17 protein-coding genes are annotated in these 21,808 nt (G+C 47.1%); 5 read left to right on the top strand and 12 right to left on the bottom strand.

Annotated features, from left to right (window positions below; genetic code table 11):
- The first annotated feature begins 133 nt into the window (after nt 1-133).
- Nucleotides 134-844, top strand: a complete 711-nt coding sequence (locus tag I4W93_RS08980; RefSeq protein ID WP_205311257.1) for a hypothetical protein — start codon at nt 134-136, stop codon at nt 842-844.
- 139 nt (nt 845-983) lie between these two features.
- Here the strand turns inward: I4W93_RS08980 and I4W93_RS08975 are convergent, their stop codons facing one another.
- The 12 genes from I4W93_RS08975 to I4W93_RS08920 all read right to left on the bottom strand — a co-directional run bounded on the left by I4W93_RS08975 (nt 984) and on the right by I4W93_RS08920 (nt 16,747).
- Nucleotides 984-2,504 carry a lipopolysaccharide biosynthesis protein gene (locus I4W93_RS08975; protein WP_205311258.1) on the bottom strand — a complete coding sequence of 507 codons (1,521 nt, stop codon included), beginning with the start codon at nt 2,502-2,504 and terminating at the stop codon, nt 984-986.
- Nucleotides 2,505-2,592: 88 nt separating this feature from the next.
- Nucleotides 2,593-3,954 carry a putative O-glycosylation ligase, exosortase A system-associated gene (locus I4W93_RS08970; protein ID WP_205311259.1) on the bottom strand — a complete coding sequence of 454 codons (1,362 nt, stop codon included), beginning with the start codon at nt 3,952-3,954 and terminating at the stop codon, nt 2,593-2,595.
- Between the two features lie 79 nt (nt 3,955-4,033).
- Entirely contained in the window at nt 4,034-5,392 is a 1,359-nt protein-coding gene (locus I4W93_RS08965; RefSeq protein ID WP_205311260.1) for a phenylacetate--CoA ligase family protein, read from the bottom strand.
- Nucleotides 5,389-6,528 (bottom strand): glycosyltransferase family 4 protein, encoded by a 1,140-nt coding sequence (locus I4W93_RS08960; protein ID WP_205311261.1) that lies wholly within the window; start codon nt 6,526-6,528, stop codon nt 5,389-5,391. The genes I4W93_RS08965 and I4W93_RS08960 overlap by 4 nt, the downstream gene beginning before the upstream one ends.
- Nucleotides 6,518-7,726 (bottom strand): TIGR04063 family PEP-CTERM/XrtA system glycosyltransferase, encoded by a 1,209-nt coding sequence (locus tag I4W93_RS08955; protein ID WP_205311262.1) that lies wholly within the window; start codon nt 7,724-7,726, stop codon nt 6,518-6,520. The genes I4W93_RS08960 and I4W93_RS08955 overlap by 11 nt, the downstream gene beginning before the upstream one ends.
- The gene (locus I4W93_RS08950) at nt 7,723-9,618 is read right to left on the bottom strand and encodes an XrtA/PEP-CTERM system amidotransferase (protein WP_205311263.1); all 1,896 of its coding nucleotides are present in this window, start codon (nt 9,616-9,618) and stop codon (nt 7,723-7,725) included. The genes I4W93_RS08955 and I4W93_RS08950 overlap by 4 nt, the downstream gene beginning before the upstream one ends.
- A 2-nt stretch (nt 9,619-9,620) precedes the next feature.
- The gene (locus I4W93_RS08945; protein WP_205311264.1) at nt 9,621-10,778 is read right to left on the bottom strand and encodes a TIGR03088 family PEP-CTERM/XrtA system glycosyltransferase; all 1,158 of its coding nucleotides are present in this window, start codon (nt 10,776-10,778) and stop codon (nt 9,621-9,623) included.
- On the bottom strand, nt 10,771-12,231 hold the full coding sequence (gene xrtA / locus I4W93_RS08940; protein ID WP_205311265.1) for an exosortase A: 1,461 nt from the start codon (nt 12,229-12,231) through the stop codon (nt 10,771-10,773). Before xrtA ends, I4W93_RS08945 begins: the two co-directional genes overlap by 8 nt.
- The gene (locus I4W93_RS08935) at nt 12,228-13,442 is read right to left on the bottom strand and encodes a TIGR03087 family PEP-CTERM/XrtA system glycosyltransferase (protein WP_205311266.1); all 1,215 of its coding nucleotides are present in this window, start codon (nt 13,440-13,442) and stop codon (nt 12,228-12,230) included. The genes xrtA and I4W93_RS08935 overlap by 4 nt, the downstream gene beginning before the upstream one ends.
- Complete coding sequence (locus tag I4W93_RS08930; protein ID WP_205311267.1) at nt 13,439-14,467, bottom strand: FemAB family XrtA/PEP-CTERM system-associated protein; 1,029 nt, start codon at nt 14,465-14,467, stop codon at nt 13,439-13,441. The genes I4W93_RS08935 and I4W93_RS08930 overlap by 4 nt, the downstream gene beginning before the upstream one ends.
- Nucleotides 14,468-14,483: 16 nt before the next feature.
- Nucleotides 14,484-15,332 (bottom strand): XrtA system polysaccharide deacetylase, encoded by an 849-nt coding sequence (locus I4W93_RS08925; protein ID WP_205311268.1) that lies wholly within the window; start codon nt 15,330-15,332, stop codon nt 14,484-14,486.
- A 5-nt stretch (nt 15,333-15,337) separates the two neighbouring features.
- Nucleotides 15,338-16,747, bottom strand: a complete 1,410-nt coding sequence (locus I4W93_RS08920; RefSeq protein WP_205311269.1) for a TIGR03013 family XrtA/PEP-CTERM system glycosyltransferase — start codon at nt 16,745-16,747, stop codon at nt 15,338-15,340.
- Between the two features lie 185 nt (nt 16,748-16,932).
- Between I4W93_RS08920 and I4W93_RS08915 the strand changes: the two genes are divergently transcribed.
- The 4 genes from I4W93_RS08915 to I4W93_RS08900 are packed head-to-tail and all read left to right on the top strand — an operon-like array spanning nt 16,933 to nt 21,774.
- A complete protein-coding gene (locus I4W93_RS08915) occupies nt 16,933-17,565 on the top strand; it encodes an XrtA/PEP-CTERM system exopolysaccharide export protein (RefSeq protein WP_205311270.1) in 633 nt (210 codons plus the stop codon).
- A gap of 39 nt (nt 17,566-17,604) precedes the next feature.
- The gene (locus I4W93_RS08910) at nt 17,605-19,200 is read left to right on the top strand and encodes an XrtA system polysaccharide chain length determinant (protein WP_205311271.1); all 1,596 of its coding nucleotides are present in this window, start codon (nt 17,605-17,607) and stop codon (nt 19,198-19,200) included.
- Entirely contained in the window at nt 19,197-20,141 is a 945-nt protein-coding gene (locus I4W93_RS08905; RefSeq protein ID WP_224673349.1) for an XrtA-associated tyrosine autokinase, read from the top strand. The genes I4W93_RS08910 and I4W93_RS08905 overlap by 4 nt, the downstream gene beginning before the upstream one ends.
- The gene (locus I4W93_RS08900) at nt 20,110-21,774 is read left to right on the top strand and encodes a TIGR03016 family PEP-CTERM system-associated outer membrane protein (protein ID WP_205311272.1); all 1,665 of its coding nucleotides are present in this window, start codon (nt 20,110-20,112) and stop codon (nt 21,772-21,774) included. Before I4W93_RS08905 ends, I4W93_RS08900 begins: the two co-directional genes overlap by 32 nt.
- The last annotated feature ends 34 nt before the right edge of the window (nt 21,775-21,808 follow it).

Genomic DNA, 21,808 nt, shown 5'->3' with positions numbered 1-21,808 from the left:
ACCCGTTGGGTATCCTAGCGCTAACGTTAATAAAACTAAAGCGTTTAACTGAGCTGATGCAGCAACAGCGACTGGTACAGTAACAAATGTCTGGTTATACTTTCCTCACAGCATAACTAACAGGGATGTAGAAATGAAGCGATTATTCTTGGTTGCTTTTGGTTTTTTGTCAGCTTTTCAAGCTTTAGCATTTAATTTTTCTTTGTCAGAAAGCGAGTTCAACACTTGGGATGAGCGCTGTAAAATAGCATTTTCCGTTAGCGGGGCTGGGAAAAAATCTGGTTTTTATCAAAATATGGCGCCCCGACAAAATGCGGACATGAAACGCTTTGGGGAAGAAGCCGGTGGCGCATGGCACTATTGTGCCGGGTTAATCCTGTTGCACAGAGCTAATAGCACATCTGGTAAGGAGCGGGAAGAAAACTTAATAAGAGCTGCTAAGGAAATCAATTTTACAGTTGCTCGTATTCCACAAAACCACGAATGGTATCCAGAAATTTATGTAGATTATGCCCGAGCCCAATATTTAAATAATAATAAAATAGAAGCCTTTACTACATTAAAGCGGCTGACTACTACTCATCCCACTCATTCACTGGCTTACACTGCACTTGCCTATTACCTGAAAAAAGAAAATCAGCTGGAGCAAGCTATTGCAGCTTTGCAACAAGCACCTGAGCTTTTGTTAAATGAATCGGCAGAGCTTAACTACTTTCTAGGCTGGTATTTAATGGAGGCTAACAGAGCCGAAGCTGCAGTAGTTTATGCTAAACGTGCATATGAATTAGACTATCCGGTACCTACGTTGCGCCAGCGGTTAGCAACAAAAGGCTTAAGTTGGTAACATTAAAAACTGGGAGTGTGTGTATCAATTACTTTTTATGTTTACACCAACCTTATGAAACTTAATTGTGACTTCACTAATCTATACACCTCTCTTTGTGTTTATCTAACTAAGAGGTGCCTTGGAAACTAATGGCGATTCATAGCGAGGTGCTACCAGACTTTGGCGGAAAGTTAGTGAGGCGCAAACGGCTGAAAATATTATGTTCAAACCCTTCTGGGTAGCCCTGCAGGTGCCAGATCACCAAGGTGACCAGGCCGTAACTTACTACACCGGTCAACGTTTCTAATAGTAGTTGTAAAATCGGCAATGGTAAGGTAATCGTAAGCTGCACTGTCCAAACTGCCAGTGCCATCAGCAGTCCTGCTGAAACCGGGCGTATAAAGGCACTTAGTAATGGCAGAATCGGAAGTGTTAAAAAGCGGATTACCGCAGCTTGTACAATAAGTACCATTAGCAAGGTTGACCCCAGCCTAGCCTGGCCTATACCAATTAAACCATTATATTCGAGTAGTGGAATAAACAGCGAAAAAAATACTGCTAAGCGGAAGAAATTGATAACGAAAGAGATTTGTGGTTTGCCGGTCGCCAGATAAATATAACTGTTGTTAGAGGTGATGCTAAAAAACATATTGGCCAGCGCCAGCAACTGCAGCAACGGTATCATGCTCAACCATTGGTCGCCCAATAACACACCAACCAATAATGGCGCCACCATGGCAATGCCAATTGAGGCGGGAATGGTCAAGCTGGCAGTTAATGCGACTGTATTTAGATAAGCTTTTTTAAGCTCAACAAGATTATCCTGAAACTTGGAGTAAACCGGAAAAGTAGCGACATTTATAGGAATTGCCATATGTGAAGTCGGTAATTGGCCAATTTCTTGACTTAAGGAAAGAAAGCCGAGAGAAGAGGGAGATAGTGCCTTACCGACTATTAATTGACTTACTCTGTCATTAATAAAATCAACCACGTTATTTAACAGCAGCCAACGGGAGAATTTAAACAACTTATTAAAAGATTTAAAGCAGATTTTTGGTCGGTAGGGATGCATTATATAGCTGTAAACTACAACAACAAGTTTGTTACTAAGTACACCGAGCACAAGTGCCCAGTAATTACGCAATACAAATGCCAGGCTTAGGGTGATGACAAAACTGATAATTTTAGGAACAAGCTGCAGTTGCAGCTCTTTACGGAAATTTAAATTTCTCTGAAAGTTAATAACACTAATATTATGAAAGCCCGACAGCAAGCTGACAAAGGCCATAACGTAAAGCACTTGCTGTAGCCGTTGATCTTGATAGAAATCAGCAACTAGTGGCGCAATTAAGGCCAGACTTATGGCGGCAATAACTCCAAATAATACGTTAAAGGTCCACGCACTGTTGTAGTCGTCGCTAGTGCTAGTTTTTTGCTGAATTAAAGCAGTACCAAATGCTAGGGCGCCAAACAGTTCAATAAAAGCGTAAATTGCTACAGTAATTGCAACTATTCCGAAATCTTCCGGAGTTAGCAGGCGGGCTAAAAATATGGTGCTGATAATGCCAATAAATTTAATACTTAAGCGGGTTATTAACATAAATACAGACCCAGAGTAAATTTTATTCTGGGCTTTATTATGTTGTTCCTGGCTTTCCAGGCCGGAGGACGAAGACATTACTGAAAATCCATTTTGTTGACTCACTTAAAAAGCATTGTATACCAATACAGTGGCAAAGTAGCCAGTGTTCTGTCGGAATACATTTTTATCTGGTTGGGCTGCCGGGCGCTTTAAACTGCTGAGCGCGGTCATTAGCAAACACCGCGGTTACACCGTTTGCTGTAGCTGGCTGTGGTAAATACAGCTTACGAATGGCAATTACCGCCACGATACCAGCGATGGTGTAGAGTAAGTCAAAGTAAGCCAGACTAACATTATTGCCGGTAACCCCATAGCCGACCATCGATAATAATATGGCATTACTTAACTGCACACACCATTGCTGGTCGTGTTTCATCGCCAGCTGGCGGTTACGGCGATTTACCCACAGTATGCCAAGCAGTAGCATGCCAAAAATAAACATCCCGACATAGCCGTGATCGCCTAATACCTGAAAATAGATATTATGCGCTGCTAACGGGAATTGTTCTGGTGGAATTGGCGGGGTTTCTATTGGACCAAAAAATGGCGTAAAGGGGGCGTAACTGTGCCAAACAACGGGTTGAGTGACCGCTTTGAAACCGCCGCCGACTAACGGGTGATCCCTTGCAATCATTACCGATATTTTCCAGGCCCATAGCCTGCCAATAAAAGAGGCATCCTCGGTGCTGGCGGTTTGAATTGTGCTTTGCCTTTCGCGCCAATGCTCCGGTGTGTACTGATAGGCAGTAGGTAGTACAATAATGGCCAGAAGAAACCACAGCAACTTACGTTTAGATTTCCACCAAAATGCCAGGGCCAATATCGCCAGACCGATAAAGCCACCGCGCGAGCCAGTGCCAACAATAGCAACGATGTTGCCGAGAAATAAGCCCCACAACCCCAGTTTTAGGTAATAATGTTTGGTGGCGTAAATAAGGTACAAGATTAGCGGTAAACACATGTTTACGGCTACTGCAAAATCGTTGCGATCCATTAAGGCACCAGAGCGACCACTGACCTGATGCCCGCCTGCTGACAGTACTACTTTTACCGATTCCATTGCCGCATAAGATGATATCGCCAATACAATGGCCCAAATAAGCGTGTCGATATGCAGTTTTTTGGTTAATACCAGAGTAATAAAAAAATACAGCAGCAACACCTTAATAAACTGGTTCCAATAATCTACTGCGATGGTACTAGCAACAGAGTTGAAAGATGATAATAAGGTCCACAATGCAAACATCAACACCCAAAAGCTCAGGCCATTAAACGCCAGTTTTTTGTCTTTATGTACAAACAGATACGATAAAAAAGTAACAACCACGATGGTAAGGTTTAAACGAAAGCTGGTTGAAAAACCAAAGGCCCAGTTGGCCGGCGCCAATAACGCAATAAACGCCCAGGCGGCGATACCGATAAAGGGCCGTTTAAAGCAGAAATAAATGGCCACAAATAAAAACAATACCAGTAATAGATCGCGCATCAGGATTTATCCTGCTTATCGGCCCAGTAAAACAAATAACACACCGACACCAGCACGGTGAGTAAGTAAAGGCTATCTATCATGGCGTTACCTTGCTGATCACATAACGGTACTTGCCGGATTTCTCGGGCGATATTTCCGGCAGTTGTTCAATATCAATCTGCACCTCTGCACCCAAACGGGCGTTAAAGCCGGCGCGAATTTGTGTTGCTATAGCCTCTGGCAGCTCGCCTTCTGGCCACACCAGCTGCACTGTGGTTTGGCTTAGACTGTGCTGGATAATTTTAAACGCCGCTATACCACTGATATCGCGCAAAATGTAAATCAGCGCCAGACCGTGCATCATGGTGCCGTCACTCGCAACGACAAAGTCGGTGCTGCGCCCCTCAATGGATTCCAGCAGCGGTAAGCCTCGGCCGCAGCTGCAGGGCTGCTCTGATACTGTGGCGATATCGCCGGTGCGGTAGCGAATAAACGGAAACTCAGAGGTTGCCAGGTGGGTGACCACGATTTCACCGGATTCTCCCGCCGGCAGCACGGCCCCGGTGGCAGGGTCGATAATTTCTATCACGATATCTTCAAACGACAAATGCATGCCACCAGCGGGGCATTGATGGGCGATAAAGCCGGCATCACGGCCGCCATAGCCATTGGCAACCGGGGCAGCAAACACGGTTTCTATCAGTTCACGCTGGTACGGGTAGAGTCGCTCTGAGGTAACAAACACCACCTTAATACCCAGGTCGTGCATAGCAATGCCATGCTTCTGCGCGGTTTGTGCCAGCAAGTGGTATACCGACGGGTAACCAAACAGCATTTTCGGCTTGTTATCGCGAATGCGTTGTAAAAACGCCAGCAGCTTTTGCTCGCTCATATCAAAGGCGGGGATTAATTGCGAGCGAAATAACAAATCACGAAATACTCTGGCTCTGTCTTGTGCCCCCAATTCTATAGGTGAGCCCCAGGCGACAATTTCTTTATCGCCAATATCGACACCCCACCAGCGGGTAGCGCGCCATTTGGCGGCAACATCGTGCGATACCCGTTCATTGCCGAGTAAAAATATTAATGGCTGGCCACTGGAGCCGCCGGTATTAAACCGCTTTAGGTTACCAGCATTGGCGGCTTTTAGCGCGTCGAAGTGCTCTGCGATCAGGGGCTTGGTTAAAAAAGGCAGTTTGGCTAAGTCGGCAACGGTTTTAATATCATCTGCTGTTAGCTGCAGCTCTGCCAACAGGTTACGGTAATACGGCACTTGTTGATAAGCGCCGGCGATAAACTGCTGTAAGCGGCTGTTTTGCTGTTGTTGCAGGGCAGGCAGGGCTAGCCATTGGCTGCGTTCCAGCTCTCGACGGCGGCGCACGGTATCGTGTTTTTTCAGCCATTCCTGTAGCGGAAACACAACGGTGGCTATAAAACGGGTATACAAGCTTGTCATTTGCCAGATTCCTGCTGTTGCATCGCGGCGTGATACTGCTGTGCCAGGCGCTGTTTTACTTCAGGCCAGTAAAAACGCTGGCTGTTACTCAGGCCATTGCTAATAAGCTGCTGGCGCAGGCTGGCATTTTGCAACACTTCGCTGGCCAGCTGGTACATGGCCTGGCTGTCGCCGGCATTAAACAGTAGCGCATCGTGGCGGTGGCGCACTAAATGGCTGATGCCACCAACATTGCTGCTGACCACTGGCACAGCGCAGGCCAGCGCTTCAATAATAGAATTGGGGCTGTTATCTACCAGGCTGCTGTTTAACATGATGTCGGCACTACGATAGAGTTGAGCCATTTGCTCTGCGCTAAGGCGACCGGCAAATTTTACTGCATTTTCTAGTTTAAGCTGCTGCACCTGCTGCTGCAATTGGCTAAGTAACGGGCCGCTGCCCGCAATGGTCAGGGTGGCGTCGGGGTGATCCTGTTTTAGCTGCGCAAAGGCGGTAATACTGGTGGCAACATCGTAGATGGTTTCAAGATTACGGGTAACGATGCAGTGCGGTGAGACAGTAATATCCTGGCTGTTATTGGATTGTGCCGCTGGCGGGCGCGGATAAAATAATTGCTGGTCGAGAATGTTCGGCACTATCGCCAAAGGTACGGCATTGTCAGCCTGTTGATAGCGGTTAAATACTTGCTGTAAGAATACCGATGGCACCACTATCGCGCTGGCGTGGCGCAGCGAAAAGTTAACACTACGCCAACTGCGGGCAAAAAAACTGTCGGCATGACCGCCGCGGTAATTGACGATGACCGGCGTACAGCGTAAATGTGCTAACCAAAGTGCCGGCGCGGCAAATAAGTGCCAGGACCAACCGGAATTGGCCATAATATGCACCACTTGAGCACGGCCACAGGCGCGAAACAAACGGTAGAGATAAGGCACTAAGCGAAACAGTGCGCGCAGGCCCGGTATTTTGCCAACAAACGCTGGTTGGTAGGGCGCATTAACGGCCACCAGTTCTACCTCGGCGCCATCCTGGCGCAGTAGCTCAAGCAATTGCCGGGTTTGGTTTGCCATGCCACCGGCGGGCGGGGCTATTGGGCCTACCAGGCAAATACGCAACTTATGCAGACTAATGCTCATGCTGCAGCCGTTGATATAACGCCACATAGTGGCCAACTGATGCGGCCCAGTTGCGTTCAGTGCGGATAAACTGCAGACCATTGGCGATAATTTTGTCATGGTTGCTGAAATTTTTCAGGATCCTGACGGCTTGTTCAGCCAGGTCGTCAATATTGTCGCGTTGAAACAGCCAGCCGGTTTTGCCGTGTTCAATCAGCTCCAGGTGACCGCCGACGTCGGATGCTAATAACCGCATACCTTGCGCCATGGCCTCTAACGGTTTTAGCGGGGTTACCAGCTCGGTTAGGCGCATGGCTTTGCGCGGATACACCAGTAAGTCGACCAGGCTGTAATACTGCATCACATCGCTGTGTGGCACCCGGCCCGGCATAATAACGGCATCCTTTAAGCCCAGCTGGCTCACCAACTGTTTTAACGCCGCCTCCTGCGGGCCACCGCCAACTAGTAACAGGGTGGCGCTGGGTACTTTTTGCCGGATAAGCGGTAAGGCTTTAATCAGTAAGTCCAGACCTTCGTAAGCGTAAAATGAGCCGAGAAAACCCAGCACCAGTTTGTTTTTTAACTGGTATTGCAGTTCAAGCGGGCTATTTCTCTCACTGATAAGCTGGAATTGCTCCGGGTCAACGGCGTTGGCTACTACGGTAATTTTATCGGCGCTGATCCCGCGGCTAATAAGATCGCGGCGCAGGCCTTCACAAATAGTGGTAATGGCGTTGGCTTTTTTGGCGACATAGGTTTCCAGCGCGCGTGTCAGGCGGTAGCGCACGTCGCCTTCTTCACAGCTGCCGTGATCTACGGCGGCGTCTTCCCAGAAAGCGCGGATTTCATACACGAGTGGAATGCCGGCTTTTTTGGCCGCCCATAGCGCAGCCAAACCGTTAAGCGCCGGAGAATGCGCATGCAGGATATCGGGCTGTTCCAGCTTAATAAGTTGTAGCAGGCGCTTTTTTAGCGCCAGCACCACGGCTAGCTCTTTTAGTACCGGCAAACGCCAAAACCAGCTTTGGTAGGCTTTGGTGCGATAAAAACTAAAGCCCTCAGCCGTTTGACTGTCATTTTCGCTATTGGGGTGCTTGGGGCTGGTAACATGGCAGGTGTGGTAGCCAAGCACGCGCTGCTGTTGCAAAATAGCACGGGAGCGGAAGGTATAGCCGCTGTGTAAGGGCAATGAATGATCGAAAATATGTAGAATCTTCATTGGCTGTTGCGTTCCAAAAAGGCGGCAAACATCAGTAAGGTCCATAGCGGAGCGCTGTTGTCTTTTAAGCCGCGCTTATGATCGTCAATCAGTTGTTTTACTTCGGCCATATTAAAAAAGCCGCTATTTACCATCACCTCTGACAATAACTTGTCCTGAAGTTTCTGCTGTAGTGGGCCGCGAAACCACTGTGCCAACGGCACGGCAAAACCCATTTTTTTGCGGTACAACACATCATCCGGCAAATGGGGTTGCAGTACTTTTTTCAGGGTAAATTTACCAATACCGTTTTGCAGGTTGGCAAACGAATGCGCCGGGAAGGCCCACTCGACTAATTTATGGTCTAGAAATGGTACCCGCACTTCCAGCGAGTGCGCCATCGACGCGCGGTCAACCTTGGTTAGAATGTCGCCCACGAGATAGGTTTTCATATCCAGATATTGGGCAATTTTCATTGGATCCAGGTGCATGACCTTGTCACCGTGACGACGAAATACCTGCAGCGAGTTATAGCCGTTTAAGCGCTGTTTAAAGGTGTTGGAAAACAAGCGCTGACGCTGATCGCTACGTAATATGGCAATAGAGTTATGGTATGCCGCTACGGTATCCAGTGCCAGTGACTGAAAAGTAGTTTTGGCACGCAAAAACCGTGGTGCCCAGTCTAACTTGGGGTATAGCCGGCCCAGTATGCCGAATATGGGCTTACGTATGGCCAGTGGCAGTAAATTGCGAAAACGCTCTTCTTGTTGGTGCAACTTGTAACGGCGATAACCGGCGAATAACTCGTCTGCTCCGTCGCCACTGAGCGCAACAGTAACGTGCTGACGCGCCATCTGACAGACGCGGTAGGTTGGAATAGCCGAGCTGTCGGCATAGGGCTCGTCGTATAAGTCAGCCAGTTTGTCCAGCAGTTCAAAATCGTTTTGACTAACGATGTTTTCATGATGGTTGGTTTGATAACGTGCGGCGACTTCGCGGGCGAAGTCGGTTTCGTTAAACTCCGGGCTGTCAAACCCAATAGAGCAGGTGTTAACAGGGTCGCTTTGCAAACCTGCCATCATGGCGACTACTGCGCTGGAGTCGACACCACCAGATAAGAATGCCCCCAGTGGTACTTCGGCCACCAGACGAATATCGACGGCTTCACGCAGCCGGCTGATAAGCTCATCGCTTAGCTGTTGCTCTGACAAATCTTGTTGCCATTGGGTAGGTAGATCCCAATATTGTTTGGGCTGCGCTAAGCTAGCCTGGCCGTGTTGCAACAATAAGCTGTGGCCGGGCGACAACTTGTAGCTGTGTTGGTAAATAGTATGTGGTTCGGGTATATAACCAAAGCTGAAGTAATCTTCAATGGTGCTGTCGCGCAGTTGTTTATCAAATTGTGGATGATTGCGCAGTACCTTCAGCTCTGAACCAAAAATAAACTCGCCGTTGTCTAGCAAGGAGTAAAATAACGGTTTGATACCTAGCCGGTCGCGTGCGAGAAATAGACACTGACGCTGCTTATCCCAAATGGCAAAGGCAAACATACCCCGCAGGTGGTGCACGCAGTCTTCACCCCACTCCAACCAGGCATTGAGAATGGTTTCAGTGTCTCCATTGGTATTGAACTGATAGCCTTTGTCCAGCAGTTGCTGACGCAGCTGACGGTAATTATAAATTTCACCATTAAATACTATGCAGGCTTGCTGATTGGCACTTTGCATCGGTTGTGGGCTGCCGGCGATATCGATAATGGACAAACGCCGGTGGGCCAGGCCAACGCTGGGCTGGAAGAAATAATCTCCGGCGTCAGGCCCGCGGTGTAATTGGCTGTCATTCATCAATGACAAAATTTGCTGATCAGGTGTCGCCTGACTGTTTAACTGGTAAATTCCTGCAATACCGCACATGGTTAAGTTTGCGTCCTTGTCATTTCATAAAGCTTCCGGTAACGGTTTACCATCGTATCTATACTAAAGTGTTGGTGGCAATGGTTTTTTACTAATTCAGCGTCGGCGCGCAGTAAATCAGGCTGTAACAGATAGTTTTGCATTGCCAGCATTAGTTGTTGGCTATCGTCTGATGGCACCAGATTACGTGACAGTAACACCTGGGGCATTAAATCGCGGTTGCCGCCAACGTCGGTAGCGATAATGGGCGTGCCGGCTGCCATGGCTTCGAGCAAGGTGTTGGAAATGCCTTCAGCTAGTGACGGCAAAACAAAAACACTAAAACGCTGCATAAGTTGCGCAATGTCGTCACGGTTGCCGGTAAATAATACCTGCTGCTCTATGCTAAGTTCGGCAGATAATTGCAGTAATGCCTGACGGCAGGGGCCATCACCCACTATTACCAACGTGCAGCGCTGACGTTGTTGCGGGTGTTGCTGAAGTAATAGCGCAAAAGACCGCAACAATAATGCCTGATTTTTCACCGTGGCCAAGCGGCCAACAGTCGCAAAAATTAACGGTGCCGGTTGTGTAATGGCAGCTGGCAGGCTTAATACCGCCGGGCTGGCTTGGCTAAATTTTTCTATTTGTACACCGTTGCAAATCCGTTCGACCCGGCTGCTGCTAATACCAATAATATTGGTCAGATAGCGCTCAGACTCGGTTGATAAACAAATAAATCGCTGCACAAAATTCTTTAACAGTTGGCGCAATAAGCGGTTTTTTTTATTGCAGCCACCAATATCGTTACTGTCCCAGCCATGTTCGCCGTGTAAGCGCAGTGGTACTTTGCGCCACCAGCCAATAATTTGCAGCTCTAACGTCGCCAGGTTACGGCTGTGTAGCACATCTGGCTGTAGCGTTTTTAACAAGCGGTTTAACCGGCTAAATGTACCCCAGTCATGGCCGGCTTGTTTTTCTAAGCTGTACAAGCTGACATTGTCGGTTTGAATGCGGCGGGCGAATTGTGGATCGTGCCCGGTAAGGCTAACAATACTATGACGAAACTGCTGGGAGGGTAAGTGGTTAATTAAATTAACTACACCATTCTCTAGCCCGCCGGTACTAAAGTGCCATAGCAGGTGCACGATATGTATTGGCGGGTTGTCAGTCTCAGTCATGTTGCGCACTCGAAATGTCGGCATACTGGGTGCTAACGGCGGTTAGTTTTTTTGCGGCTGTCTGCAACAGGCTAATATTTTGCTCGCTGGCGGCACCTTCTAACGACACGGCGAAAACATAAGCGCCAGATTGATCGTCGGTAAGAAAATGCAGTGCCTGACGAACTTTAGTTGCCAGGTTACTGACAGATTTATGCTCGCCAACCTGGTACCAATACATTAGGCTACGCTGCTGATTGGGCAGGCTTTTAAGTTGCAGTATGACACCGTCTTCTACGGCAATGCGTTGTTGAATTTGCCAAAGCTGCTTATCAAACAATAGGTTATCCCAGTTTATTAGTTCGCCCTGTTGCTGTTTGTTGCGATAATAGGCGGCAAAATACTCGATACCGCTGCTGTCTTGCAGGTGGTTTTTAGCCAGACTGTGTTGATAGCTTATACCCCAGTTGCTTTGCTCGACGGCATGGCCGTTAACGGGCAAGGCTAAGGTATTGGCATTGGTTGGCGGAGCGATAATATCTAACGAGAAGCGCACACTCAACGTGGCCACAACCACAACTGCCGCAGCCAGTATTACCCGGGTGTGGCGTGGCAAAACGAAATGCTGGCGCAGATTTTGGCTGAGTTGCAGCGCCGGATCTGAAAAACGGGCGCCAAGCCAGAAGCCCGCCAGTAGCACCACACCAAAAAACAGCCAGCCATACAAATAATGGTCTGCGCCAAAACCAAAGCGCATAGCGGTTTTTTCACCAATGTACACCAGCATAAATGCCCGTACACCGTTGGCAAGAATTGACAACACCGCCATAAAGGCGACAAAACCAATTTGTTTGTACAGTTTATTGAAATGCAAATAAGCAAACAGAGCCGAAATAGCCAGCGAGGCAATTAAGAATCGCAAACCAGAGCAGGCTTCTGCTACTTCAAATAAACCTACTGGCGTAGCCAGATACAACCCCTCGCGGTAAACCGGTACATTGACTAATTGCAGCATGATAACGGTGAGATCGGCTGTAATATTTTGCAACATGGGCGATAATTCATCACCAAAGGGCACCAGGAAAATGAGGTAGGCGATAGCAAATAGATGTTTGCGGCTGTTGTCGTTTCCTAACAGTAGCCAGAGTATGGCTTGTAGTGTCATTACGGCAGCAAGATGCATAAACAGGGCGATATCTGCAGCAAAACCGGCCAGCCACAATAGCTGTAATAGCAATATTGCCACTACCGCCAGCCACAACCAGTTGTCAGATACCGTTGCACATTTTGGCTGATGTTTGCCACGCACAAAAAAGTACAGACTGATAGGAATAATCAGAAAACAATGATTGTAAGTAGCAGAGCTGCTCCAGACCCGTTGCATGTCAAGCCAGGTGGTGCCATACAACCAAACGTAGGCCAGACTAACCAGCAATAACAGTACGGCACTACTGATAGAGCGAAATGGTGTCATATGGCGCTGTCTCCGGAAATAAATTGCGGCAGAGCGGTCAACGTTTGTTGCCAGGTAAAGTTGTCGATTATCCATTGCCGGTTGTCGCAATGTTGCAGCGGCTGTTGCAACAAGGTGATACAGGCCTGGATAAAGTGTTCTGTGCCATCGGCGACTATGGCACCAGGGCTGAGCGGGGCATTTATGCCCTCCATTGCCATAGCACTGCATACTACCGCTTTGTTCATTGACATGGCTTCAAGTACTTTATTCTGAATACCGCGGGCAATAAGCATTGGCGCAACCGCAAAGCGCGCCTTGGCAATATAAGGCCGGATATCGTTAACGCGGCCGCTTACTACCACACCGAGTTGCTGCGCCAGTGCACGTACTTCCGAACTGGGTTTACCGCCGACAATCAAAAAATGCAACTCAGGATAGCGTTGTTTAAGAGATGGCCAGATGTTCTGACAAAACCAACATACCGCGTCCACATTGGCCCAGTAATCCATTGCGCCGGTAAATACGATGTAGTGCGACGGCAGGTTTACGGCGTCGAAGCTGGCAGTTGGACTGAAGAAATCAGTATCAACGCCATTTAACACACTGTGCACACGGTTGTGTAAAGCAGGGCTGACTAAGCAACGAAATGCGCTTGCTTCATCGTCAGAAACAAATAAGCTGGCGTTAAAACGCTGGCACACGCGGGTTTCATATTGTTGCAAAAGCCTGGCTTCACGCTGGTAAAACCAACGTTTAATACCAGTGGATTTGTCGGCATACTGGCGCCATTTATCCGAATCAATATCGACAAAGTCGATAACCCGGATCAGTTGTTGGTAGGTTGTAGTGTCAACATATTGCGCCATCGAAGATGAGTACACCAAGACGTGCTGAATATGCTGCGCCTGCACTGTTTGTTTAACCCAGGAGGCTAATGCCGCATGGTAATAATACGGTAATGTAATGGCGTTGTTGCTGATGAAGCCGCTAAGACCAGCGAGCTTGGCGCGCCATTTGTTTAAATTAATGCAGAAAACCGTCTTACACCATTGACTCAGCGTAGGGATGTATTGTTGATCAAAGGGATCGTCAATAAAGCAACCCAGATGAATATCATACTGCGCACTAAGGGCCTTCATCAGGTTAAACGAGCGGATTTTATCACCCTTATTTGGCGGGTACGGGATGCGGTGCACCAACAATAGCAAGGCCGGTTTAGCGTGGCTCATCCTAAATACCTCGACAGCATTGGCCCTAACCACTGGCTGATGCGAAGCGGCAGTTTTTGCCATAAGCGGATAAACAGCTGGTATTTAGGGTTGTTGGGGCTAAGGTTAGGCAGCTGCTGTGCACGGATTAACGCGTACTGATATGGCAGCTCAACCGATGTCATGCCCCAGTGTTTTTTGTAATTGTAGGCACCAGAATCCAGTTTACTGCGGCCGAAATCATAACGGGTACAGCCTTTATCTGTACTGGCATGGCACATTAGCTGATAGTACATAAAATCGTTACTTTTCAGTGCTTTTGCATCCAGTGTGCCACCGCCGTAGTAGGGCAGTACTTCATTGTTATAATAAAAACTTAACACCGAGGATACCGCTTTGCTGTCTTTGCGTACGGTAAGTATTTCACTGTGCTGTGGAAACACTTGGCGTATTTTACGGAAAAACGCCCGGCTGAACACAGGTGTGCCAAGGTTACGCACGCTTTGTGAATAAGTGTGATAGAAATCGTCGTCGTGCTGGTCCAGGGTGTAATTAAGCGGTTCGTTCAGCGCATGGCGGATAACAGCACGTTGCTTCTTTTTTACATTAGCAAGAATTTGCTCGGCAGTGTTGGCTAGTTCACAGGCAAAATACGCATGCTGCACCCGCGTAATGAGCGAATTGTCCTGCGCAGTTTTATATCGTAGTTCAAGATGCTGAACCTGTAAGCGGGTAGCTAATTTTACGGCTTCTTGTTCTAAAAAACGTCGGACGTCGGTTGCACCAACCGCGCCACCGTAGACACAAAAGGGGGTAGAAACCAGCGCATCGCCAAATAGCCGGCTGCGCACCCGGGCTAACGGCAATACGCCAACGATAATATTGTCTTCTGTAGCATAGAGGTAGTAACACTGATGCCCGGCATCAGCAATAATGTGCTGCCAGCCAGAGAGATGAAAGAAACTGGCGTCGTCATTCGACGTTACAAAGTTATCCCAAGCCACTGCGTGCTCGTCCGTGAGCGACAATGTATTCAGTTGATACATTAAATTCCCTTAACTGTTAGACAAAATACGGCTGATAGACTTCTCTGATACTACGCCATTGGTAGTCTTTTAAAAGACGAACCAACTTAGCTTCCATCTTGTTTAAATTGGTGTAGTGCCTGAACCTGGATTTCAATGGCGCTTGAGCAAAGCGGGGTTGCTGGGGATCTATTTCCCAAGGATGAAAATAAAACATATAGGGTGCATCGCTTTGTTGTAAATAACTGTCGATACACTTTTTGCTTAACCAGTACGGCAGTAAACGAAAGTAACCGCCACCGGCAATTGGCCACTGCTTGCTAGCTTTATTCAGCACAGGCATTGGACATTCAATGATGCCTTCTTTACGCCTATAGGGTTGTTGTGGCCAATCTGGCGTACCGTAAAGATCATGCACCACTGGATAGGTACTGGAACTGTATAGATAACCGGCCTGATGCAAGGCGTCAAAAGCCCATTCGTTTGTTTTACCAATTGAAAAACTCGGAGCCCGGTAACCGGTTACTTCGGCGCCAATAATGTCTTCAAGTAGGGTTTTGGCTTTACGTACATCGCTGGAGAATTCTGCTGCAGTTTGCACCGAGGCTTTAGCATGGGCATAGCCATGACTGGCCACTTCATGTCCTGCGGCGTGAATTTTTCGCACCAATTCCGGGTTACGTTCTGCTACCCAGCCCAGAATAAAAAACGTGGCTTTGGCCTGATGAGTCGCAAACTGTTGTAATATAATTTCAGTATTGCGCGCCACACGCTGTGGTAAATCTTCCCACTGCTGTGGCGAAACCGTAGCATCAAACGCTGCTACGTGAAAATAATCCTCAACATCGACAGTAAGCGCATTGCTTCTGACTGGGGATAACTGCATTGTATTTAACGCCCCTTACCAAACAGCACTATTTCAACAGTACGTACTAATATCATTAAATCCAGCATCAGGCTGCGGTGCTTGATGTAATACAGGTCAAATTTTAGTTTTTCCTGTGCATCTTCAGCAGTAGAGCCGTACGGGTATTTTAGTTGCGCCCAACCAGTTAAACCCGGTTTCACATTGTGGCGTTGATTATAGTATGGAATGTCTTTTGCCAGCTGGTTAACAAATTCTGGCCGTTCTGGCCGGGGGCCAACAAAACCCATTTCACCTGACAACACGTTCATAATTTGCGGTAATTCATCAATGCGATATTTACGAATAATACGGCCAACACGGGTAACACGGTCATCATCGGTAACGGCCCAGCGGGCGCCATTTTTTTCGGCATCTGGCTTCATACTGCGAAATTTTAAGATATAAAACGGCTTACCATCAAAACCAACACGAATTTGGCGGTAGAACACCGAGGTACCGGTTTTTTTGCCGTCTTCGAAATAAATACACAGTGCAGTAACCAGCATGATGGGCCAGGTGACGGCAAGCATTAGCACCGCTAGCACCAAGTTTAGCTTGTAATCGAGACTGGTTTTAAAGCGTTGATTTAAATCCAGACCATTGCCATAAATCACCCAACTTGGGTAAATAAGGTTTACTGCAATTTGTCCGGTCTCACGCTCGATAAAATCTAAAATCTCAATAACATCAATACCGCGCGTTTTACACTTAAATAAGTGTTCTACCGGCAGCATATTGCGCCTTTCATCGCAGGCAATGACCAGTTGGTCAATTTTATTGTCGACAACAAACTGATACAGCTCTGTTTTGTAGTCGAAGTTCTGCAGCTTGTGTTCAGGGATGCCGGCATTTTTATCGCCGTCGATCGTCGTAAAGCCAACGATTTCAAAATTTCGCTTGTCAACATTACGTCGCATTCGGCGTTCAATGATCGATGCGCGCTCACCGGATCCCAGCACTAATACACGTCGCCGGCTAATGCTGGTGATATCGTTGTAATGAAAAAGTGCGCGGAACGACGATACCGATATGGCAGCGATGGCTGAAGCCGCCGCCAAATATAAAGTGCCAATGTGTAATGATGGAAACAGCTGAAATATGACTAGTTCCAGCAAAATAGCGTTAAATAGTAAAGTGATTACTACACGCTTGAGAATACCCTTATGGCATTCACGCAGCTTGCTATCATATAGGCCAACGGATAATGCGCATAGCATTACCGACGCAGCAAACAACGCTGCATTAATTAAGCGGTGTTCGATAGCAACAATGTATAGATAGTGATGAATTGCAAAACTGGCCAGTAAACTGGAGCCTATTAGCAGGCTTAACTCGCCGAGCAATAAGAGCTTGTCTGCAATCGTATTACGTCCGTAACGACTTGCTTTACTCATAACTACGTCCTTGTGCATCTATTGCTTTAACGCTACTGCCGCATCTGAACAGTTCAGATGTACAAACATTAGCCTGCTAATTATACTATTTCTTCAGCAAAACAAAAATTAAATTTTCATTTTTTGCATCACAAGGGTAAATTTTTAAGTTATATTACTAGGGCGTCAGTAAAAGGATAAGCATTATGATGGCAACACCAGCGAAGGGATATTGCGGTTTAACGTTGATTTTAAGCCTGTTTTTTGTCGGTTGCAGCACACCAAAACTGCCTGTTGCAACAGTGCAAAACTCCCTAACCACCTCGGTTGATAATTATCAATATCTGATTGGCCCCAACGACACCGTCGGTATTTTTGTCTGGCGCAACCCTGAGCTATCCGGCAGCTTTATCGTGCGCCCGGATGGCAAAATTTCTACCTCGTTGGTTGAAGACGTGCCGGTAAGTGGCAAAACACCTACCCAGGTTGCGCGGGATATGGAAACCATACTGAGCAAATATATTCGTGATCCGGTGGTTACAATATCGGTAACCAGTTTTGTTGGCTCTTACAGTGAACAGGTTCGGGTTATTGGCGCGGCCACGAATCCTCAGGCCGTTAGCTATCGTCAGTATATGACCTTACTGGACCTGATGATCGCCGTTGGTGGATTAACCGAATTTGCTGACGGAAACGATGCAAAACTGGTGCGTACCAAAGATGGTCAACAAATAACCTATAAAATACGTTTGGATGATTTAATCCGTGAAGGCGAGATATCTGCCAATGTCGATATGTTGCCGGGTGACGTTGTAATTATACCCGAAGCTTGGTTTTAAGCAGCGAAGGTACGCTGATTCAGGTTCATGGAGTGATTGATGAAAGAACTGCAACAAGCGATTGAGCAGGTACAAACCTATATTCAAGGGGTGTGGCTGCGCAGACGCTATATCGTTATTACGGCATGGCTACTTTGCCCATTGGGCTGGGTTTATGTTTACAACATGCCGCCGACCTTTGAAGCTGAAGCTAAATTATACGTTGAAACCAGTACTGTGCTAGAGCCTTTGCTTCGGGGACTTGCGTTAAGAACCAATGCTGACGATGAAATTAAACTCATGGCCAGAACGTTGCTTAGCCGGCCAAATTTGGAAAAAATTGCCCGCGCGACGGATTTAGATTTACAAGCTAAGGATGAAAAATCTTTTGAAACGTTAATTGACTCGCTGCAAAGCGAGGTGAAAATCTCCGCATCAGGCCGTGAAAATATTTACGTGATTGCGTACAGTAATCCGCAACCGCAAATGGCATTAAAGGTAGTTCAGGAGACGCTGAACAGCTTTGTCGAGGGGCGAATAGGCTCTAATCGAACAGATTCACAAACGGCAGAACGTTTTTTAAATGAACAAATTGCCGATTACGAGCGCCGTTTGATAGATGCTGAAATACGCTTATCAGATTTTAAGAAGCACCGTATGAATATGCTGCCGGGAAATCAAAGCGATTATTACAGCCAAATTGGTGATGAGAAACGACGTCTGGAAGAGGCTCAGTTGGTGTTGCGAGAGTTGGAAACACGACTCTCATCTGCCAGAAGCCAGCTTGAAGGTGAAGAACCGGTATTTGGCGTTATGCCATACTCAGGCAGTGTAAACCGCCCCAGTACGCAGTTTGATGGACGCATAAGCAGTATGCAATCACAGTTGGATAACTTACTTATCCGTTACACTGAATTCCACCCCGACGTGTTAGAAACGAAACGGCTTATTGAGCTGTTAGAAAAGCAGCGCGATGATGAATTAAGCGCAATGGCAGCGATGACAGCTGAAAACCCCTCCCAAAGCGCCAATCTTAATCAGAATGCGGTTTATCAGGAACTGCGTATTAGCGTATCGAGGTTGGAGTCTGAAGTGGCATCAACTAAAGTCAGGGTAAATGCGTACCAGCAAAAAGTGACAGAGCTGGAAAGTAAATTGAATTTGATCCCCGAAATTGAAGCAGAATTTACCGGTTTAAACCGCGATTACGATATTACCAAGTCGAAATATGAGGCTTTACTGGCCCGTCGGGAATCAGTAGACCTGTCACGCAAAGCCGATGCGTCTGAACAAGATGTGCAATTTAAAGTGATAGAACCTCCTCGTGTCCCGCTAACGCCATCAGGGCCGAATCGCGGACTATTTTACACGCTGGTGTTGCTGGTAGGTGTAGGGGCCGGTATTTTTATGGCTTTTGGCAGAAGCTTGATATCACCGGTATTAACCAGCGCCTCACAATTGAAAAACCTTACCGAGTTCCCGGTCTTTGGCGTGGTTTCGCATACTGAGAAGCAGGTTATTTTAAAACAAGTAAGATTGCATTTTCTGTATTTTACCTTGTTAAGCGGTGCATTATTGTTGTGCTACGCCGCCTTGTTAAGCAATGAAGTGCTGTTTGGTCGCTCTGCTGAGCTGTTGTTGAGGGTGATCCGGTGAGTATTATTGAAAAAGCCATTAACAAACAAGCAGATACCCAGAGTAGTGCAATGAAAACTTCACTGGAGCGGGCTGCAGAAAAAGATGCGGCGTTGCATGACGCCACGATAGCGGTGTCGCAACCGTCACCAGTTGCAGAGGTAGAGCCTGAGGTTAGAGCGGTGCCGGCGGATGATGTGGAAAATGACACTGAAGTTCCAACCTCTGGGCGCAATAGTGTTACGCTGGATTTGCGGGCGCTGGAGAAAAAGAATTTTGTGTCTCTGTCCAGTGAACGCCGATTAATAAATGAAGAGTATCGGGTGATAAAGCGCAAGCTTATCAACAATGCGTTTGGCGCCTTGGGCGATACGTTAAAACATGGCAATCTAATTTTGGTTAGTAGCTCAAGGCCTGGCGAGGGCAAGACGTTTTCGGCTGTTAACCTGGCACTGAGTATTGCGTTGGAACAAGATAAAACGGTGCTGTTAGTAGACAGTGATGTACTGCGGCCGAATGTCTCTAAAACGCTGAATATACGCCATGATATTGGTTTGACAGATTATTTGCTCTCCAGCGATATTAAGGTATCAGACATTATTCTTAGTACCAATGTTGAGCGGCTGAAAATTATTACCGCTGGTAGGCCACACCATTTGTCTACGGAGTTGCTAGCCAGTGAGCGTATGCTCATGTTGGTAAATGAGTTCGCATCACGCTATCCAGATCGGATTGTTATTTTTGATGCGCCGCCCTTACTTGGCGTAAACGAAACCGCAGTAATGGCATCTATGTGTGGTCAGGCTGTGGTAGTGGTAGAAGAAAATCGTACCAAGCTGGCAGAAATTGAACAAGCTGTAGCGTTATTGCCAAAAGACTTAGCGGTAGGTTTTTTAATTAATAAAGCCCATCGTAATCAGGACAAAGGTTATGGCTATGGTTATTACTATGGCGCCAGCTAATCTTTTTGCTGCACATTGCCGACAATGGCCGTGGGCTAAACTATCGGCGTTACGCCTTATATGGCTGGTCGTAGCGCTGCCAACGTCAATATCAGCCGCTGACATAGAGGTAAAGCCGGTAATTGAAACATCGACTTATGGCTTTTGGTTAAGAGAAGAGCAAACCGGCGGCGGCCTTGATAAGGGAGTTGCCGCATTAGTGTCGCCTTCGCTGGCGGTGAATGTGACAGGAAAAAATCTGTCTTCGGTGTTGTTTTATAAAAATGAGGCTATTTGGTACGACGACTCGCAACGCTCCCATAAGAGCTTAGCCCAGTACAGCTTGAGTAATGTCTTCACCGGCTATGATGGCCGTGTCAGGTTTGGCCTGACAGCTGATTCGCAACACCAGATACGTAATTCCCAGCAAGGGGTGTTTTCCGACATTGTCACCGGCGGCGAAAACCTGGCAAAAACCCGCACGCACGGTGCTACACTTGATTTTGCAACCCGCCGCAATGCCACCGTTAATGCCAGAATTGGTTTAGCTTATTCCGACCTGACATCAGAAGCACCAGAGGCCGATGATGGTTTGGCCGATTTTAATAATAAATTTAAATCGGCGGATATTTTGCTTGGTACCGCTGAACGTCAGTCACCGCTGTTCTGGCAGATAAATGGCAATTATGCAAAAACAGACCGTGATGAGCAGCAAGATTTTGTTAAAAAACGGCTGGATGCCATTGCTGGACTGCCGTTATTGCCGCATTTATCCGTGATCGGTAAGGCCAGCTATGAGCAAACCAATAATTTACAGCAATATGCCAGTGAATTTAGCTCTTACGGTACTGGCTTGGAGTTGCAGTTTGGCCGTAAGTCTCGTATTAATGTGACGCGTAATCGTTCTGAGAGAACAATAGACGGGCCGATTAGGGAAGAGATAATTGAGGAAGAGTATACCGCTACCGAGGTTGTGTTGGCACCAACCCGGCGTACCTCTTTATCTTATGCGTCAGATAAACGCTATTACGGCCGAAGTACAGAGATGAGTGGTGAATATAACCTGCGCTTTTTGACCATGCGCTTGTCGGTAACTGACAGGGTAGAAACGCAATCATTTTTTCAACAAACTACTGAAGATCTAGGTATTTTTGTTTGTCCGGCCGGGGCAGGTGAATTTTCTGATTGCTTTAGACCGCCAACAAATAACTATGAATTAGAAGCAGGGGAGTCATTTCAGCAATGGTTTAACAATGATGTTGAACTGAGTGATGAAATTGTGAAACGTCGGTCTGAAAATTTTAGCATTGGCTATAGTAAAAACCGACTGACGTTAAATTTTCAACTGAGTAACAGCGACGACGAATATGTTGAGTCTGAGCGGTTTAGTGAAAGGAAGACACAATCCTTGCAATCAGTTTGGCGTTTGTCAGAGCAATCTGATTTACTGCTAACGCTAAGAAATTATGAGATAAATTACCGCACAGAGCAGCGTAAAGATCGGAATAAATCATTAGAGATTGGTGTGATAACCCAGCTAAATGAACATTCAGATGTTAGCGCTTCAGTACGTCGTACAAGCCGCAACTCTTCAATCAACAGTTTTGATATAGAAGAAAACCGCGTGTGGTTAACTTATCGCTATAACTTGTAAGTTAACCCGCTAACCCCGGTGCTGGCAGACAACA

Origin of the sequence: Rheinheimera maricola, from assembly GCF_016918075.2 — a bacterium.
In the GTDB taxonomy this organism is placed as follows: domain Bacteria; phylum Pseudomonadota; class Gammaproteobacteria; order Enterobacterales; family Alteromonadaceae; genus Alishewanella; species Alishewanella maricola_A.
Note: the sequence above shows the minus strand (reverse complement) of the source record. Positions and strands in the feature narration are given on the sequence as shown.

What these genes read in the sequence shown, in the direction of transcription:
- I4W93_RS08980 (WP_205311257.1), top strand. Translation starts at nt 134, where the DNA reads ATGAAGCGATTATTCTTGGTTGCTTTTGGTTTTTTGTCAGCTTTTCAA.
- I4W93_RS08975 (WP_205311258.1), bottom strand. Translation starts at nt 2,504, where the DNA reads ATGTCTTCGTCCTCCGGCCTGGAAAGCCAGGAACAACATAATAAAGCC.
- I4W93_RS08970 (WP_205311259.1), bottom strand. Translation starts at nt 3,954, where the DNA reads ATGCGCGATCTATTACTGGTATTGTTTTTATTTGTGGCCATTTATTTC.
- I4W93_RS08965 (WP_205311260.1), bottom strand. Translation starts at nt 5,392, where the DNA reads ATGACAAGCTTGTATACCCGTTTTATAGCCACCGTTGTGTTTCCGCTA.
- I4W93_RS08960 (WP_205311261.1), bottom strand. Translation starts at nt 6,528, where the DNA reads ATGAGCATTAGTCTGCATAAGTTGCGTATTTGCCTGGTAGGCCCAATA.
- I4W93_RS08955 (WP_205311262.1), bottom strand. Translation starts at nt 7,726, where the DNA reads ATGAAGATTCTACATATTTTCGATCATTCATTGCCCTTACACAGCGGC.
- I4W93_RS08950 (WP_205311263.1), bottom strand. Translation starts at nt 9,618, where the DNA reads ATGTGCGGTATTGCAGGAATTTACCAGTTAAACAGTCAGGCGACACCT.
- I4W93_RS08945 (WP_205311264.1), bottom strand. Translation starts at nt 10,778, where the DNA reads ATGACTGAGACTGACAACCCGCCAATACATATCGTGCACCTGCTATGG.
- xrtA (WP_205311265.1), bottom strand. Translation starts at nt 12,231, where the DNA reads ATGACACCATTTCGCTCTATCAGTAGTGCCGTACTGTTATTGCTGGTT.
- I4W93_RS08935 (WP_205311266.1), bottom strand. Translation starts at nt 13,442, where the DNA reads ATGAGCCACGCTAAACCGGCCTTGCTATTGTTGGTGCACCGCATCCCG.
- I4W93_RS08930 (WP_205311267.1), bottom strand. Translation starts at nt 14,467, where the DNA reads ATGTATCAACTGAATACATTGTCGCTCACGGACGAGCACGCAGTGGCT.
- I4W93_RS08925 (WP_205311268.1), bottom strand. Translation starts at nt 15,332, where the DNA reads ATGCAGTTATCCCCAGTCAGAAGCAATGCGCTTACTGTCGATGTTGAG.
- I4W93_RS08920 (WP_205311269.1), bottom strand. Translation starts at nt 16,747, where the DNA reads ATGAGTAAAGCAAGTCGTTACGGACGTAATACGATTGCAGACAAGCTC.
- I4W93_RS08915 (WP_205311270.1), top strand. Translation starts at nt 16,933, where the DNA reads ATGATGGCAACACCAGCGAAGGGATATTGCGGTTTAACGTTGATTTTA.
- I4W93_RS08910 (WP_205311271.1), top strand. Translation starts at nt 17,605, where the DNA reads ATGAAAGAACTGCAACAAGCGATTGAGCAGGTACAAACCTATATTCAA.
- I4W93_RS08900 (WP_205311272.1), top strand. Translation starts at nt 20,110, where the DNA reads ATGGCTATGGTTATTACTATGGCGCCAGCTAATCTTTTTGCTGCACAT.